We start from the raw sequence: 14,905 nt of genomic DNA on the forward strand, positions 1-14,905 counted from the left end.
CAACTGCGCCCGAGCACGGTTCACTTCATGTGCGTCCACACACTCAGCATGCCGCTGAACACGGCCGACAGAAAGACCTAACGGAGTCCTACTAGAACAGTGCCGTACCGCTCTCGAAGTCCAGCAGGCGCTGCTTGCGGTCCAGGCCGCCGCCGTATCCGGTGAGGCTTCCGTTCGCGCCGACCACGCGGTGGCAGGGCACGATGATGCCGATGGGGTTCTTGCCGTTGGCGAGGCCGACCGCGCGGGAGCCGCCCGCGTTGCCCAGGGCTTCGGCCAGTTCGCCGTACGTGCGGGTCTCGCCGTAGGGGATCCGGCTCAGCTGCTCCCAGACGCTGCGCTGGAAGGGGGTGCCGGACATACGCAGTTCGAGGGTGAACTCCTTCAACTCGCCCTCGAAATAGGCCTTCAGCTGGTCGGTGACCTCGCCGAAGGGGGTGTCGTCGCGTTCGCCGAAGGTCTCCTCCGGCGGGCGGTGGCGTTGGCCGACCATGTAGAGGCCGCACAGGACGCCGTCGTCGGCGACGAGGGTGAGCGGGCCGTACGGGCTGTCGATGACCGTGTGCTGTTTCACAGTTCGTACCTTCGAGTCGTTTGAAGCCATCTGCATGTGCTTGAAGTCGCTTATACGGGGAGGAAGTTGATCGGGTGGCTGTCCGTCGCCCACAGGTACTGGACCGCGTACGCCCGCCACGGGCGCCACGCCGCCGCGCGCGACGTCAGGGCGGCGGGGGTCGACGGCAGGCCCAGCTCCTGGGCCGCGCGCCGGATCCCGAGGTCGGTGGGGAGGAACGCGTCGGGGTCGCCGAGGGCGCGCATGCCGATGACGTCGACCGTCCAGGGGCCGAAGCCGGGGAGGGCGAGAAGGCGGGCGCGGGCTTCGGCCCAGTCGCTCTCCACTCCCAAGTGGAGGGATCCGTCTGCGAGTTGGCGGACGAGCGTGGTGAAGGTGGTGCGGCGGGTGTTCGGCATCGCGAGTGACGACGGGTCCAGGGCCGCGAGCGCCTGAGGGGAGGGGAAGAGGTGAGTGAGGCCGCCTTCGGGGTCCTCGACGGGTTCGCCGTGCGCGGTGACCAGGCGGGCCGCGTGGGTGCGGGCGGCGGCGGTGGAGACCTGCTGGCCCAGGACGGCCCGTACGGCGAACTCGGCCTCGTCGACCGTGCGCGGCACCCGGCGGCCGGGAGCCTTCGCCACCAGGGGCGCCAGCACCGGATCCGTCCGCAACTGGTCGTCGACGGCGACCGGGTCGGCGTCCAGGTCGAGCATGCGGCGGCAGCGGCTGATCGCGACGGGCAGGTCGCGCAGGTCGCTGAGGGTGAGGCGGCAGGCGATGTGGTCGACGTGCGGGGTGAGCCCGACGATCCCGTGGCCGTAGGGCAGGCGCAGGGTGCGCCGGTAGGCGCCGTCGCGCCACTCCTCGACACCGGGTACGGCGGTCGCCGCGAGGTGACCGAAGAGGTTGTCGGGGTTGAGCGGGGCGCGGAAGGGGAGCCGCAGGCTCAGGACGCCCGGTGTGGCCGGGGCGCGTTTCTTGGGCACCCGGTCGCGCAGCTCGCTCGGGGCGAGGGCGAAGACCTCGCGCACGGTGTCGTTGAAGGTGCGGATGGAGGAGAACCCGGCCGCGAAGGCGATCTCCGCCATCGGGAGCGTGGTGGTCTCGATGAGCAGCCGGGCGGTCTGGGCGCGCTGGGCCCGGGCGAGCGCGAGCGGTCCCGCGCCCAGCTCGGCGAGCAGCTGCCGCTCGACCTGGCGGATGCTGTAGCCGAGCCGGCCGGCCAGACCCGGAACGCCCTCGCGGTCCACGACCCCGTCGCCGATCAGGCGCATCGCGCGGGCGACGAGGTCGGCTCGCTGGTTCCACTCGGGCGAACCGGGGCTGGTGTCCGGACGGCAGCGCTTGCAGGCCCGGAACCCGGCCTGCTGGCAGGCCGCCGCGCTCGGGTAGAACGTCATGTTCTCGGGTTTCGGCGGCACCACCGGGCAGCTCGGCCGGCAGTAGATTCGCGTGGTCAGGACCGCTGTGAAGAACCATCCGTCGAAGCGCGCGTCCTTCGACTGGACAGCGCGCACACAGCGCTCCGTGTCGGTGTGCATCCCATTCCGCATGTCTCAAGCATCGGGCACCCGCGCGGCCGGGGCTGGCGAGAATCCGACATCAACCTCACAGCGCCCGAGGTCGGCCTCCGTCCGGCCGACGCCATGCGGACTCCCGCAGCAGCCGAAGCCCGTTCAGCCCGACCAGCACCGTGGAGCCCTCGTGGCCCGCGACGCCGAGCGGCAGCGGGAGGTGTCCGAGCAGGTCCCACACGACGAGGACGGTGATGAACGTACCCGCAACAAGGAGATTCTGGACCACCAGGCGGCGGGCCGCGCGGGACAGCCGTACGACCGCGGGGATCGCCGCCAGCTCGTCGCGGACGACGACGGCGTCCGCCGTCTCCAGCGCGAGGTCGGAACCCGCCCGGCCCATGGCGACCCCCACATGGGCGGCGGCCAGGGCAGGCGCGTCGTTGACGCCGTCACCGACGAACAGGACCTTGCGGCCGGCGCGTTGGAACTCCCGTAGGGCCGTGACCTTGTCCTCGGGCAGCAGGCAAGCGCGTACGTCCGTGATGCCGGTGGCGGTGGCCACCTGGGCGGCGGCGCGCGGGTTGTCGCCGGTGAGGAGCACGGGTGAGGTGCCCGTCAGCGCGGCGAACCCCGCGACCGTCTCGGCGGCGTCGGCGCGCGGGCGGTCGGCCAGGACGAGCGTGCCGACGGGGGCGCCGTCGCGTTCCACACGGACGACCGTGCCGCCTTCGACGTCGACGTCCGTGCCCGTGCCCGCGTCCGTATCCGTGCCCGTATCCGTGTCCAGGCCCGAGTCGGGGCGGCCGACCGTGACGACCCGGCCGTCGACCGTGGCGGTGACGCCGTGTCCCGGCTTCGCCGCGAAGTCGCGGGCGGGGGCGAGGCGCAGGTCTCGGGCGCGGGCGGCGGCGACGATCGCGCGGGCGAGCGGGTGTTCGCTGGGGTGCTCGGCGGCGGCCGCCAGCGCCAGCAGGGCGTCCTCGTCCAGCCCCGATCCGGCCGCCGGGCGTACGGCCGTCACCTCGGGCGCGCCCTCCGTCAGCGTGCCGGTCTTGTCGAGGGCGGCCGTGTCGATCTCACCGAGGCGTTCCATGGCGAGCGCGGACTTGACCAGCACGCCGTGCCGGCCGGCGGTGGCGATGGCGGAGAGCAGCGGGGGCATGGTCGCGAGGACGACCGCGCACGGCGAGGCGACGATCATGAACGTCATGGCCCGCAGCAGCGCGCCGGTGAGGTCCGCGCCGAAGGCGAGCGGCACGGCGAAGACGGTGAGCGTGGCGGCCACCACGCCCACCGCGTAGCGCTGTTCGATCTTCTCGATGAACAACTGCGTCGGCGCCTTGGTGCGCGAGGCCTCCTCCACGAGGGTGACGATCCGGGCGATCACGGAGTCGGCGGGGTCGCGCTCGACACGGACGCGCAGGGCTCCGGTGCCGTTGAGGGTGCCCGCGAAGACCTCGTCGCCCGGGGTCTTCAGGACCGGCAGCGGCTCGCCGGTGATGGTCGCCTGGTCTGCCTCGCTCGTACCGTCGAGGACCCGTCCGTCGGCTCCGATCCGCTCCCCCGGCCGGATCAACAGCTCGTCACCGACGGAGAGTCGGCTCACCGGGACGGACTCCTCACCGTCGGCGCTCACCCGGGTCGCCGTCGCGGGCGCGAGGTCGAGCAGACCGCGTACGGAGTCGGCGGTGCGGGCGGTGGCCAGGGCCTCCAGGGCGCCGGAGGTGGCGAAGATGACGATCAGCAGGGCGCCGTCCAGGACCTGACCGATCGCGGCCGCGCCGAGGGCCGCGACGATCATCAGCAGATCGACGTCGAGGGTCTTCCCGCGCAGCGCCCGCAGCCCTTCCAGCGCCGGTTCCCAGCCACCGGCGAGGTAGGCGATCGCGTAGAGCGGCCCGTACGTCCAGCCGGGCGCGTCGGCGAAGTGCAACGGGAGCGCCAGCAGGAAAGCGGCGGTCGCGAGGAGCGCCCAGCGGGCCTCCGGCAGCGCGAGGAATCGGGTGCGGCGGCGCGGGGCCGTACGGGCGGATGCGTCGAGGGCGGGGACGAGCGGGAGGTCGAGAGTGGAGGACACCCTGGCACCATACAGGAACACATGAAGACTCATTCATACCTTCATGTGCGATGGGTAAGATACGCCCATGGGTCATGGAGCCGTCACCACCGCGCAGGACGCCGCCGCTCAGAACGTCACCTCGCGCGTGCGTCTGGACGCTGCCAATGTCGCGAAGGTGGCCACCACGCTCCAGGCCCTGTCCACCCCCTCACGGCTGCTGATCCTCGCGCGGCTGCGCGAAGGGCCGCTTCCGGCGACGGAACTGGCCGCCGAGGTGGGCATGGAGCAGTCCGCCTGCTCGCACCAGCTGCGGCTGCTGCGTAATCTGGGCCTGGTCGTCGGCGAGCGCCGCGGCCGGTCGGTGGTCTACGCGCTGCACGACCACCATGTCGCCGAACTCCTCGACCAGGCGGTCTACCACGTGGAGCATCTGCGGCTCGGTCTGAGCGACGCGTCCGAGTAGCGCCGGCCCCGAAGGGTCAGCGGGTCTCCTCGCCCTGGGCGATCTCCACCTCGTGATGGAAGGCGAGAACGCCGGTCGCCGCCGCGGAGGCCGAGACGGTCGCGCAGGCGACGAGGAGGAGGGCGATCCAGGAGGCGGCGCGAGGGCGGCGCCCGGGAGCCGCGAGAAGGGCCGCGACCCGCTGGGGTACGGGTCCGGTGGTCGCGGCGGCGGCGAAGTCGGGGCGGGTGGAGCGGGCGGCCGTGGTGGCGAGGGCGGCGCGGGCGATGGCGCGGGCGGTCAGCCGCCGGTCCCCCACCGCCGTGGCGGCGGCCTCGTCCGCGGCGCGCTCGGCCGCGAGCGCGATGCTGTCGCGGACCGGGCGCAGTCCGGGATGGCAGTGCGCGGCGATCTCGGCCGCGACGAGGAAGCGGTGGTGGTTGCCCGCGTTGTGGGCCCGTTCGTGGGCGAAGAGCACCTCGCGCTCTTCGGGACAGAGGCTGCGGAGCATCCCGGTGGTCACGACGATGCGGTGCGGACGGCCCGGCAGCGCGTACGCGTCCGGGTGGGGCGATTCGATCACGCACAGGTCACCCGCGGCCGGTCGGCGGTCGGCCTGACTGCGGGCGGTGCGGAAGGCGCGCAGCTGGCGCAGGGCGGAGCGTGCGAGGGTCGCGGCGCCGACGGTCAGGAGGCCGGTGGCCGCCGCCGCCAGGGGCAGGACGATCAGGTTCGACGGGGTACGCAGGGGGTGGACGAGGTCACCCAGGCCCGCCAGGACCGGCAGCTTGAGCAGGCCGGTGAGGAGCAGCGCGCCGAGCGCGGCCACGGAGGCGCCGGCCAGCACGAGGACCGTGAGGGTCAGTGCCCACAGGGCGGCGACCGGCGCGAGGCGGTCGAGGCAGCGGCGGGCCAGCCCCGGCAGTGCGAAAGGCAGCAGAAGCGGGACGAGCAGCGGAATGATCAGCAGAGTGGTCATTACTCACCCGATTCCAGTGGCTCACCCGATTCCAGAAGATCACGCAGGAGGCGCTCGTCGTCGGGGCTGAGCTGGGCGACGAACCGGGCGAGCGCCGTCTCCCGGTCCTCGTCCCGGTCGAGCACGGTGTGCATGCGCCGGGCGGTGAGTCCGTGCGGGTCCTGAACGGGGAAGTACGCGAAGCCCCGGCCCTGCCGCTCCCGGCCGACGATCCCCTTCTCATGCAGCCTGGACAGGATCGTCGTCACCGTCGTACGGGCCAGCCCCGAGCCGAGCTCCGTCTGGACGCGGCCCGGAGTCAGGGGTGCGCCGGCGGCCCAGAGGGCGGCCATGACGGAGGCCTCGAGCTCACCCGCCGGTCGGCGTTCGTCCTTCGCGCTGGTCATGGGAACGATCCTCACCCCGGTATCGTCTACAGTTCAGTAGACCGTCTACAGGATTGTAGTCACTCGGGTGCCGTCACCACTGCGCCCGCCCGTCCAGTATGAGAGGGCTCCCGGCGATGGCCGCACCTTTGTTCGCAGCGTCACAGCTCGGATCACAGCTGGGGTCGGAGCTGGCGGTGAACATCCTCAGCGCCCAGTCCCTGCTCGCCGCCTTCGGTGTGCTGGGTGTCGGCGTCGTGATGTTCGCGGAGACCGGGCTGCTGATCGGCTTCTTCCTGCCCGGTGACTCGCTGCTGTTCACGGCGGGCCTGCTGTGCACGGGGTCGGGCCACGGCGGACTGAAGCTCTCCCTGGGGCCGCTCCTGGTCTGCGCCGCCGTGGGCGCGCTGGCCGGCTCCCAGTGCGGCTATCTCATCGGCCGCAAGGCGGGCGGCGCGCTGCTCGCCCGCAGCGGCTCGTCCCGGCTGCACGAAGGGGCCAAGCGCGCCGAGGAGCTGCTGGAGCGGTACGGCCACGCGAAGGCGATCGTGCTGGCCCGCTTCGTCCCGGTCGTACGCACGGTGCTGAACCCGATGGCGGGCGCCCTCCAGGTCCCCGCCCGCACGTTCACCGTGTGGCAGGTCGTCGGCGGTCTCGTCTGGAGCATCGGCCTCACCCTCGCGGGCTACGCACTGGGCTCGTCGATTCCGAACGTCGACCGCTATCTGCTCCCGATCATCGCCGTGATCGTCATCGTGTCGCTGATCCCGCTCGCCGCCGAGTTCCGCCGCTCCCGCAAGGCCGCGACCGCGACCGCGGAGAAGGGCGCCCAGGGATGATCCTCGCGTTCAACGGGTCGTCGATCGACGGCTCCACCTACACCTACGTGGTGAATCTCGCCCATGACTCCCCGCACTGGCTGGACAGCCTGGTGTCCGCCTGGTCGACGTACGGGCTGGCGCTGTTCGCCGTTCTCATGCTCGTGGGCTGGTGGCAGGCCCGTCGCAGCAGCGCCCGGGCGGCGATGGTCGCGCTCGCGGTGCCGCTGATCGTCGTCGTGGCGTTCGGGGTGAACTCCCTGTTCAAGATGGTCGTGCGCGAGGACCGCCCCTGTCAGAGCCTGCACGTGAAAACACTGGAGGCGTGTCCTGCGCCGGGCGACTGGTCCTTCCCCAGCAATCACACGGTCATCGCCGCCGCGGCCGCCGTGGCCCTGCTCTACGTCTCCCGTCGCCTCGGCACCATAGCCCTGCTGGGCGCCTGTCTGATGGCCGTCTCCCGGGTCTGGGTCGGCGCGCACTATCCGCACGACGTGGTCGCCGGTGTCCTGGTCGGCACGCTGATCGCGATGCTGCTGACGGCCCTCCTGCGCAGACTCTCCGACCCGCTGGCGGGCCGGCTGACGGACTCGCGGCTGCTGCGGCCGTTGCTGGTCTCGGCGTAGGCCCACGGCTACGGCTACGGCTACGGCTACGGCTACGGGGAACAGGCAAGCAGCCTTCCGGAGCGGCTGAAGGAGGACCATGCGGCACACGATCCTGGTCGTCGAGGACGATCACGCCCTGCGTGACGTCCTGCTGCGCGGGCTGCGCGACGAGGGCTTCGACACCGTGCCCGCCCCGGACGGGGCGACCGCGCTGCGGCTGGCCGGGGACGACGTCGACGCGGCCGTGCTGGACGTCGGGCTGCCCGACGCGGACGGGCGGGACGTGTGCCAGGCGATCCGAGCCAATGGCTTCCTCTCACCCGTCATCTTCCTGACCGCCCATCACCACCTCACGGACCGGCTGGCGGGCTTCTCGGCCGGCGGCGACGACTATCTGCCCAAGCCGTTCCACCTGACGGAGCTGGCCGCCCGGCTGCGGGCGGCGCTCAAGCGCAGCGGACCGCTTCCGGCCACCACCGCCGGGGACCTGGTCCTGGACCCGGTCGGGCACAGCCTCACCGTCCAGGGCACCCGGGTCGGCCTCACCCCGACGGAGTTCCGGCTGCTGGCGGCGCTGATGACGGGGTCCGGGGACATCGTCCGCAGGCGGGAGCTGATCAGAGCCGGCTGGCCGGAAGGCGCCCAGGTCAGCGACAACACGCTGGACCAGTATCTGACCCGGCTGCGCCGCAAGCTCCGGGACGGCGGCAGCGCGCTGACCATCACCACGGCGCGCGGCATCGGCCATCGGCTGTCATGAAGACCCTGTCAGGCGGTGTCATGAGGGCCCTGGCAGCCGGCGCGAAGGCACGGTCATGAGGGCGTTCGCCTCCCGCTGGTGGCCGCGCACCCTGCGAGGCCGGCTTTCCCTGGTCGCGCTCACCACGGCGACGATCCTGATGGTGATCCTCACGGTCGCGTTCAACACGGTCGTACGCCGTCACCTTCAGCACCAGGCGGACGACGAGCTGCGCACCCGGGCCGCCGCCGTCGCCGCGACCGTCGTCACCGACGGCTCCCGGGTGCGGGTCCTGGAGACCCCGGGCGAGGAGCTCCTCGACACGAACGTGTGGATCTACTCGGCCGGCCGGCTGCTCGAGAAGCCCTCGTCCGCCACCGCCACCAGCCCGCTGACCCGCGCCGCCGGCCGGCTCGTGGCACGCGGCGCCCGGCACTGCGTCACGGTGCACAGTCACGACGAGGTACGGCTGTGCTCGCGCCCGGTGCCCGGTGGCAAGGGCGCCGCCACCGTCGTCACCGCACTGGACCTCTCCCCGTACCGCGGGTCGGCCGACACGATGCTCTTCGCGTCCCTCGCCCTCGACGCCGCGATGCTCGCCTGCACCTACGCGCTGACGCGGCTGGCGGTGGGCCGCGCCCTGCGTCCCGTGCGTTCGATGACCGAGCACGCCACCCAATGGAGCGCGATAGCCTCCCAGGAGCGCTTCGGCGCCGTGCCCCGTCCCACCGAACTCGCCCAGCTGGGCGGTTCGCTCGACGCCCTCCTCGATCGCATCCGCGCGCTGCTGCGGCACGAGCAGCAGCTCACCCGGGAGCTGTCGCACGAGCTGCGCAACCCGCTCGCCCGGATCATCGCCGAGCTCGACTGGTGGGGAGCCCGCCCCCGCTCCGACGCCGACACCAAGGCCACGCACGCGGCGATCGCCGACGCGGCCCAGTCCATGCGCACGATCTGCGACACCCTGCTCGACGAGGCCCGCGACAGCGCCGCCACCGCGCCCGGCACGGCCGACGTGCTGCCGGTGCTGCACCGACTGGTGAACCGCCTCGGCCCCACGAAGGCGGGCGTGGAGGTCGTCGTCACCGCCTGCGACGCGCGGTTGTCGGCCGGGGTGCCGGACGCCCTTGTGGAGCGCATCGTCAGCCCGCTGCTCGACAACGCCCTACGGCACGCGCGTACCCGGGTCGAGATCCTGGCCCGCGCTCGGCCCGGCGGCGTACGCATCGAGGTCGGGGACGACGGTCCCGGCGTACCGGCGTCGTTCGCGGCGCAGCTCTTCCAGCCCGGCCGGCGCGCCGATCCCGAGGACGGACACGGCGGAGCGGGGCTCGGGCTGCCGCTGGCGCGACGCCTGGCCCGCTCCGCCGGCGGGGAGGTGGACCACGACGGGCGGCGCACCCGCGGCGCGACGTTCGTGGTCACGCTTCCCGCGGGTTGAGCACGTCATCCCGCCTGAAGACCTCTGCTCGCGGCCCCTACGGGAGGCTGAGCTCCCGCTCGGACTCGGTGACGTCCTTGCGGGTCATCGACAGGTACACCACCAGAGCGAGGATGACCGCGAGGAACAGCACGCTGGTGACCGTGGTGCCCAGGCCCAGGCCGCCGTCGCCGGTGGGCTGCGAGAGGTAGTCGCCCATCGAGGCACCCAGCGGGCGCGTCAGGATGTACGCGATCCAGAAGCTCAGCACGGCGTTCAGGCCGAGCGCGAAGTGCGCGACCGCCACCGCGGCGATGGCAAGGCCGAACAGGATCGCGGACACCCAGTATCCGAGGGCCATCTTCTCCGCGACGAGGTCACCGGCCGCGGTGCCCAGCGCGAAGGTGAACAGGACGGCCAACCAGTAGTAGGCCTCGCGGGACACCGTGTCGATGCTGTGGATGGACAGCGTTCCCTCGCGGCGGTACCAGATGGCGAAGACGACGGCGAGGGCGACGGCGAACACGGTGGTGCAGGTCGTCAGCGACACGCCCAGATTGTCGGTGAGGTTGTCGCTGATCAGCGTGCCGACGATGCTGATCAGGGCCACGGCGAACCAGTACACGCCGGGCCGGTAGGCCTTCGTGCGGAACTGGACGACGAGGACCCCTATCAGCAGCGCGCTCATCAGCAGCGACACGCCGGTCAGGCCCATGCCCAGGTTCGAGTTCAGGAAGTCCGCCGCGGTCTCGCCGACCGTGGTGCACAACACCTTGATGATCCAGAAGTACGCGGTGACCTCGGGAACCTTGTTCCAGCGGAGGCGGTGGCCGGGGGCCGCCCCACTGCGGACATAAGCCCCGGGCGTCTCAGAAGTCTCAGTCATGGGGCCGACCCTGTCAGCGGGACCCTGAACACATCCTGACCACCGGGTGGCGGGAGCGACGGCGACGGGCCCGCCTGGCACCAGGACGTCGGCCGGGGCGTCCTGGACTCCGCAGTCCAGGCGCCTGCCGTCCTGGGCGAAGAGCCCGTGCCACCGGGCGTCGGTCTCCGCCAGAAGGTGGACCACCGACCGGTCCGGCACGACCGCGCCCGGCGGGCCGGGCGAACCCGCGAGCCGCAGCACCTCCTCCACCGTGTCGTGCAGCCGCCGGATGGCGTCCAGCGCCTCCTCCAGTGCGGGGCGCAGCCGGGCGTCGTCCTGCGCGAGCCCCGCCTCCAGGGTGAGTTGCAGCCCGGTCAGGGGGTGCGCAGCTGGTGGAAGGCGTTGGTGGTGAAGTCCTCCTCGTGGCGCAGGAGTTCGGAGAAGCTGTGCAGCATGTCGTTGTGCGTGCGGGCGACCTGGTCGATCTCGGCGATGGTGCTGGGCGCGGCCTGTGCGGTCAGGTCGCCCGACAGGGGGGCGGGGCCGGAGTCCCCCAGGGACCTTGCGGCGGGCTCAGAGGACCTTGCGGCGGGCCAGTACGGCCAGTGCCAGCAGCCCGGGGATCAGGGGCAGCCACACCGTCAGCAGCCGGTAGCCGAGGACCACCGACGCCGCCGCGCTGCCCGGGACTCCGGCCAGCGTGAGGGCCACGGCGAGCGCCGCGTCCAGCGAACCGATCCCACCGGGCGTGGGCAGGAGGACGGCGGCGCTGCTCGCGGCGAGGTAGGCCAGCGCCACCTGGGCCGGGGGGAGCGGCAGTTCGAGGGCCTGGGCCACGGCGACGACCACGGTGGCGTGCAGCACGGCGAAGGCCAGCGAGCCGCCCCACAGCGCGGCCGCGCGCGCCGGGACCTCGTGCACGGCACGGACGTCGGCCAGCACGGCCCGCAGCGCGCGCCGCAACGGCCCGCGCAGCAGTACGGCGGCGATGACCACCACGGCGAGCGCGATCGCGACCACCGTCGCCGAGATGTGCGGCAGACGGAGAAGGCCGGGGCAGGCCAGCGCGAGCACGGCGATCAGGAGGCCGCGCGAGACGGCCCCGGCGGTGGCCTTCACACCGAGCGCGGTCGCCGACCTGACGACCGGCAGACCGCACCGGGTCAGGAAGCGGAGGTTGACCGCGCCCGCGCCGAGGCCCGCGGGCAGCACATGGTTGGCGGCGGAGGCCGCGAACTGGACGGCCACCAGCTGCCCGGCGGGCAACGGCCGGGTCACCGCCCCTTGTTGGGCGAGCGCCGAACACACCCAGGTCGCCACGGTGGCGACGGCCGCCACGAGCAGCCAGCCGCGGTCGGCCACGGCCAGCCGACCGGCGCCGGTCGCGATCACCGGCCAGTGGCGCCGGCCGAGACAGACCGCGCCCACCATGACGGCGAGGGTCACCGCGGCGTGCAGGGAGACCCGCCTGCTCACGGCCGTCACGGTCGACGTCCGGACGCCGGGTGGAAGGACGGTCATGTCGCCCCGCCTCCCTGGACGACGGGGGCGACGTATGCCATCAGATGACCGACGCGGTGCGCTTCCCACGTGCGGGCGTACGCGGGTGGCTTCTCGCCCGGTGTGGTGAGCACGCCCACCGGGATCCGCTGTCCGGCCCGCACTATGGCGCCGACGGTGGTGTTGGCGTTGTTTCCGCCGGTGTCGACGGAGGAGCAGCCGGCGTAGAAGGCGACGGGGACGTCCTCGTAGCCGGTCAGCATGCAGGGCGGCTTCACCCCCAGCCGGTGCAGCTCCGTCGCGGCGTCGGCCCAGTCCTGATGGGAGACGGTGGTGCCGTGCACGGTGCGCTCCAGCACCGCGAACTGCACGGCGAGATGCCCGGCCAGGCCGAGCGTCACCAGGGTGACGGCCACCGGTCGCCAGGCGCCGCGGGGCGCGGTCAGCAGGTGGATCAGGCCGTCGGCGACCGGGATGGCCAGCAGGATGTACACGGGCAGCAGGAAGCGCGGCGCCGCGTATCCGATCATGAAGAGGTACGGGAAGCCCGCCGTCGCGGCGCAGGCCAGGAGCAGCAGGCTGCTCACCCCGCGCTGGGCTCTGACGGCGATCACTGCTCCGAGGACGGCCACGACGGGCAGCGCGAACCACCACAGCAGCACCGGTGGGGCGGGCATCGCCCCGGTGCAGGGGCGGCACAGGACGCGCCCGCCGAGGCTGCGCAGCTGGTCGCCGACGGCGATGTTCCACCCCAGGCCGCCCTGGACCTTGGAGCCGTCGGAGAGCCGCTGGGTCAGGCCGCCGTAGCTGACATACGCCTCGACGACCCACTCGCCCCCGCCGGCGACCAAGCCCGCGACGAGCGCCACCAGCACTCGCGGGCGCCGCCAGCGGCGTACGCACACGACGAGGAAGAGCAGCGGCACGGTCACGTAGACCGCGTCGGTGGGCCGCATCCACGCCATCAGCGCGGCGCTCAGGCCAACGCCCCACAGCGCCGCCCGGTCGAAGCGGTCGGCCTGGGCGCGCAGGAAGCAGCCGGCGCAGGCCAGGGCGCCGATCGCGACCCAGTAGTTGGGCATGGCCTGCGGGCCGTAGAAGAGGGTCACCCAGAGCGTGGCGAACAGGGCACCCGCCGCCGCCAGTACCCGCATGGGGAACAGTCCGCGCCATACGCGCAGCGCCACGAACAGGCCGAGTCCGGAGAGCACCGCGAGATAGACGCGCAGCAGGGCGGTGGACGAGGACCAGGACGCGATCGGTGCCACCAGCAGCGGCACGCCGCGGGCGCGGGGGGCGCTGAAGAAGGCGGCGGGGGCATGTGAGCCGACCTGGCTGACGTAGACGGTCTCGTCCCAGCCGAGCCCCATGCCCGGCCGTACGAGGAGCAGTTGGGCCAGGGTGAAGGCGCCCGCGACCAGGGCGAGCCACTGCTGACCGTGCGGCCGTCCGCAGATGCGCCCCGTCGAGGGCGGACTGTGGCGATGGGCGCCGAGGAGCGGAAGGTTCACGGTCTTGGCCATCGTCCACCCTTCGCCCTACAGTCTGTAGGGTCCTTCACCCTACAAGACGTAGGGTGAAGGAGGAAGTTGCGCAAAACACGGTCAAATTACCGTGGATCGAGCGGGGACGCAGTCCGGGAACACACCCTCGTACCGCCCCTGGGCGCACTCGCACACCCTCACCACCCCCCGCACCCCTACGCGCTGTAAGGTGACGGACATGGCTCGCACAGGCCCCCACGGCAGAGCGGAACGACGCAACGCCGGTGAGCTGGAGAGCGAGGTCCTCGCCGCCCTCTGGGCCACCGGCGAGGCCCTCACCCCCGCCGACATCCAGGGCGAGATCGGCGGCAACCTCGCCTACAACACCGTTCACACCATCCTCAAACGCCTGTACGACAAGGGTCTGGTCCTGCGTGACGTCGACGGTCGACGCGGCGCGTACCGGCCCGCCAAGAACGCCGCCGAACTGACCGCCGAGGCCATGCACGAGGCGCTCGACCGGGGACCCGACCCGATCGCGGCCCTCCAACAGTTCGTCACCGGCCTGAGCCCCCAGGAGGAAGAGGCCCTGCGCGATCTCCTCGGGGGGAGCGGGATGTGAGGATCGACGTCTACATCCCCCTCGTCCTGCCGCTGCTGCTGACGGCCATCGCACCGCAAGTCGGGCTCAAGGTCTCCCCCGCGCTGGCCGCCCGGGTCCTCACCATCGCCGCCGTACTGGCCGCCACCGCCTCCACCTGGGCGCTGCTCCTGCTCGCCGCCACCCTGGTCAACGAGGCGCCGCGCGTGGCCACGGAGGCCGGCGAGGACGGCCGGCGGCTGCCCGAACCGGTCCCGGTGGCGATCGCCGTCGCCGCGATCATGCTCCTGTGGCTGATCGGCTTCCGGCTCGTTCGCGCCCTGCGCGCCCACTACGCGACCCGCCGCGTCTACGAGCGGCTGTGCGAGGGACATCCGCCCGACAGCGAACTCATCGTCGCGGCCTCCTCGACGCCCCGGGCCTTCGCGATCCCCGGCACGCCGGGCCGGATCCTGGTCACGGCCGCCATGCTCGGCGCGCTGGAACCGGCGGAGCGGCGTGTGCTGCTGGCCCACGAGCGCGCCCATCTCGCCCACCGCCACTCGGTGCTGTCGACCGCGGTGACCCTGGCCGCCGCCGCCAACCCGGTGCTCGCACCCGTGCGTACGACCGTCGCCTTCCTGGTGGAGCGCTGGGCCGACGAGGAGGCCGCGCGGCGCGTCGGGGACCGCCGTACCACCGCCCGCGCCCTCGCCCGGGCCGCCCTTGTCGCCCAACGCGCCCGGCCGGGCTGCGCCCTGAGCTTCTCCGAACACGCGGTCACCCGCCGCATCGCCGCCCTGCAGACGGCCCCGCCGCCGAACCTGTGGTCCATCGGCGTGGCCGTCCTCGCCCTGGGCGCCCTGCCCGCGTTCGGCGCCCTGGACGCCACCGGCGATCTGCTGCGCCTGCTCGGCGAGAGCCTGCCGCTGTAGGCCCTGCCGGGGCCTGCCTTTCGGATCGGGCCCGGCTC

General features: G+C 72.7%; 15 protein-coding genes. 7 read left to right on the plus strand and 8 right to left on the minus strand.

Going from position 1 to position 14,905, the window contains the following annotated elements:
* Positions 1–91 precede the first annotated feature (91 nt).
* From ACIRA5_RS24990 to ACIRA5_RS25000, 3 genes are read right to left on the minus strand one after another with little or no spacing between them, the layout of a single operon-like run.
* Complete coding sequence (locus tag ACIRA5_RS24990; RefSeq protein WP_403693879.1) at positions 92–574, minus strand: methylated-DNA--[protein]-cysteine S-methyltransferase; 483 nt, start codon at positions 572–574, stop codon at positions 92–94.
* A gap of 50 nt (positions 575–624) precedes the next feature.
* Positions 625–2,106: an AlkA N-terminal domain-containing protein gene (locus ACIRA5_RS24995; RefSeq protein ID WP_403693881.1), complete on the minus strand. Its 1,482-nt coding sequence runs from the start codon at positions 2,104–2,106 to the stop codon at positions 625–627.
* Positions 2,107–2,161: 55 nt separating this feature from the next.
* Positions 2,162–4,180 (minus strand): heavy metal translocating P-type ATPase, encoded by a 2,019-nt coding sequence (locus tag ACIRA5_RS25000; RefSeq protein ID WP_403693882.1) that lies wholly within the window; start codon positions 4,178–4,180, stop codon positions 2,162–2,164.
* Positions 4,181–4,214: 34 nt separating this feature from the next.
* On the opposite strand from ACIRA5_RS25000, the gene ACIRA5_RS25005 reads away from it, so the two are divergent.
* Positions 4,215–4,592, plus strand: coding sequence for an ArsR/SmtB family transcription factor (locus tag ACIRA5_RS25005; RefSeq protein ID WP_403693884.1), 378 nt, complete (start codon positions 4,215–4,217; stop codon positions 4,590–4,592).
* A 16-nt stretch (positions 4,593–4,608) separates the two neighbouring features.
* On the opposite strand, the gene ACIRA5_RS25010 is transcribed toward ACIRA5_RS25005, so the two are convergent.
* Both ACIRA5_RS25010 and ACIRA5_RS25015 read right to left on the minus strand, forming a co-directional pair.
* Complete coding sequence (locus tag ACIRA5_RS25010) at positions 4,609–5,550, minus strand: M48 family metalloprotease (protein ID WP_403693885.1); 942 nt, start codon at positions 5,548–5,550, stop codon at positions 4,609–4,611.
* Positions 5,550–5,936 (minus strand): BlaI/MecI/CopY family transcriptional regulator, encoded by a 387-nt coding sequence (locus ACIRA5_RS25015; RefSeq protein WP_403693887.1) that lies wholly within the window; start codon positions 5,934–5,936, stop codon positions 5,550–5,552. Before ACIRA5_RS25015 ends, ACIRA5_RS25010 begins: the two co-directional genes overlap by 1 nt.
* Positions 5,937–6,052: 116 nt before the next feature.
* On the opposite strand from ACIRA5_RS25015, the gene ACIRA5_RS25020 reads away from it, so the two are divergent.
* From ACIRA5_RS25020 to ACIRA5_RS25035, 4 genes are all read left to right on the plus strand, one after another.
* The gene (locus ACIRA5_RS25020) at positions 6,053–6,754 is read left to right on the plus strand and encodes a DedA family protein (RefSeq protein WP_403693888.1); all 702 of its coding nucleotides are present in this window, start codon (positions 6,053–6,055) and stop codon (positions 6,752–6,754) included.
* The gene (locus ACIRA5_RS25025) at positions 6,751–7,359 is read left to right on the plus strand and encodes a phosphatase PAP2 family protein (protein ID WP_403693890.1); all 609 of its coding nucleotides are present in this window, start codon (positions 6,751–6,753) and stop codon (positions 7,357–7,359) included. Before ACIRA5_RS25020 ends, ACIRA5_RS25025 begins: the two co-directional genes overlap by 4 nt.
* 79 nt (positions 7,360–7,438) lie before the next feature.
* Positions 7,439–8,101 (plus strand): response regulator transcription factor, encoded by a 663-nt coding sequence (locus tag ACIRA5_RS25030; RefSeq protein ID WP_403693892.1) that lies wholly within the window; start codon positions 7,439–7,441, stop codon positions 8,099–8,101.
* A gap of 55 nt (positions 8,102–8,156) precedes the next feature.
* Positions 8,157–9,521 (plus strand): sensor histidine kinase, encoded by a 1,365-nt coding sequence (locus tag ACIRA5_RS25035; RefSeq protein WP_403693893.1) that lies wholly within the window; start codon positions 8,157–8,159, stop codon positions 9,519–9,521.
* Between the two features lie 37 nt (positions 9,522–9,558).
* On the opposite strand, the gene ACIRA5_RS25040 is transcribed toward ACIRA5_RS25035, so the two are convergent.
* From ACIRA5_RS25040 to ACIRA5_RS25050, 3 genes are all read right to left on the minus strand, one after another.
* Complete coding sequence (locus ACIRA5_RS25040) at positions 9,559–10,386, minus strand: hypothetical protein (protein WP_403693895.1); 828 nt, start codon at positions 10,384–10,386, stop codon at positions 9,559–9,561.
* Positions 10,387–10,941: 555 nt separating this feature from the next.
* On the minus strand, positions 10,942–11,889 hold the full coding sequence (locus ACIRA5_RS25045; protein ID WP_403693897.1) for a YbhN family protein: 948 nt from the start codon (positions 11,887–11,889) through the stop codon (positions 10,942–10,944).
* Positions 11,886–13,391 (minus strand): hypothetical protein, encoded by a 1,506-nt coding sequence (locus ACIRA5_RS25050; RefSeq protein ID WP_403693898.1) that lies wholly within the window; start codon positions 13,389–13,391, stop codon positions 11,886–11,888. The genes ACIRA5_RS25045 and ACIRA5_RS25050 overlap by 4 nt, the downstream gene beginning before the upstream one ends.
* A gap of 199 nt (positions 13,392–13,590) precedes the next feature.
* Here ACIRA5_RS25050 and ACIRA5_RS25055 point away from each other — a divergent pair, with 199 nt between their 5' ends.
* Together ACIRA5_RS25055 and ACIRA5_RS25060 are read left to right on the plus strand one after the other, a co-directional pair.
* Positions 13,591–13,974 carry a BlaI/MecI/CopY family transcriptional regulator gene (locus ACIRA5_RS25055; RefSeq protein WP_403693900.1) on the plus strand — a complete coding sequence of 128 codons (384 nt, stop codon included), beginning with the start codon at positions 13,591–13,593 and terminating at the stop codon, positions 13,972–13,974.
* Positions 13,971–14,867 (plus strand): M56 family metallopeptidase, encoded by an 897-nt coding sequence (locus tag ACIRA5_RS25060; RefSeq protein WP_403693902.1) that lies wholly within the window; start codon positions 13,971–13,973, stop codon positions 14,865–14,867. Before ACIRA5_RS25055 ends, ACIRA5_RS25060 begins: the two co-directional genes overlap by 4 nt.
* Positions 14,868–14,905 lie beyond the last annotated feature (38 nt).

This window comes from Streptomyces sp. NPDC096311 (assembly GCF_044763085.1).
In the GTDB taxonomy this organism is placed as follows: domain Bacteria; phylum Actinomycetota; class Actinomycetes; order Streptomycetales; family Streptomycetaceae; genus Streptomyces.